Source organism: Planktotalea sp. (assembly GCF_018607965.1).
In the GTDB taxonomy this organism is placed as follows: Bacteria; Pseudomonadota; Alphaproteobacteria; order Rhodobacterales; family Rhodobacteraceae; genus Planktotalea.
Window position 1 is genome coordinate 1 of sequence record NZ_JABBAM010000140.1, and the last position, 1,251, is coordinate 1,251.

Here is a 1,251-nt window from a genome sequence, read left to right on the forward strand (position 1 = left end):
GCAACTGATTTGGGGTCCACTGACGGATAAAGGTCGGACATCAATTTTGAGCGACCATTGTCCTGCATCAAGCGTACGTGACGGCGACGCAATTGACGCGGCTCAGTGACACCAACGGAATGCGAAATCGTTTCGACTTCTTTAATGATGCCCTTCGCATAACGCGCGACACGTTTGTATTTATCCTCAACCACCAATCCTTTTTGGAACCGTGGATCATGCGTGGTGATGCCAGTCGGGCAAGAATTTTTGTTACACTTAAGCGCCTGAATACAGCCCAGCGAAAACATGAAGCCACGCGCTGAAGTGATGAAATCCGCACCGGCAGCCAACGCCCAAGCGATATCGCCCGGATTGACCAGTTTACCGCTTGCGACGATGCGAATGCGATCCTTTAGGCCCGCTTGATTGCGCATATCGACAACCATCAGCAACGCTTCCCGAATGGACATTCCAACAAGGTCGATCAATGGCATAGGCGCCGCGCCAGTACCGCCCTCACCCCCATCGATCGTGATGAAGTCAGGTGCGCTGTCAGGCCCACGTTTGGTAATTTCATCAAACAAACCTTGGATGCCTTTCTCAGTACCAATGACGGTTTTGATACCCGTCGGCTTACCCGTGACGTCATGGATGTGGCCAATGAAATCCAAGAGTTCGCCCCAGTTATTCACTTCAAGATGGCGGTTTGGCGACAAGCTGTCAGAGCCCTCCGCAATCCCGCGAATTTCGGCAATCTGTTTCGTAACTTTTTCACCGGGCAAAATCCCGCCCTTCCCCGGCTTGGCACCTTGGGCAAGCTTCAATTCAAACATCCGCACATTCGTATGCGCCGCAACTTTGCGTAGATTGTCATCGCTCAAGCCACCGTTCTCATCACGCATGCCATATTTAGCGGCGCCAATCTGAAAGACCACGTCGCACCCACCTTCAATGTGAAAAGGACTCAAACCGCCCTCGCCCGTGTTCATCCAAAGCCCCGCTTCTTTTGCGCCGCGACTAAGCGCTTGGACAGCTGGTTTTGAAATCGCACCGTAACTCATACCTGAGATGTTGAAAAAGCTTGTCGCTGTGAACGGCAGGCGCGCACCCTCGCCAATAACCAAAGGAACCGAGGTCGCAAATTGATCGTCCAACGGAGGAAATGCCGCGTTCGCAAAGATGGGGGTGCCCGTCACGTTCAAATTCCGCGTCGACCCGAATGCGACCGTATTGTCATGTCCCTCGCCTGCGCGCTTGATCCACTCACGC

Annotated in this window: 1 protein-coding gene; it reads right to left on the bottom strand. The window is 53.3% G+C overall.

What is annotated here, in order from left to right; translation table 11 throughout:
• On the bottom strand, positions 1-1,251 hold a 1,251-nt coding region (locus QZ279_RS12680; protein ID WP_293451444.1), incomplete at both ends, for an FMN-binding glutamate synthase family protein.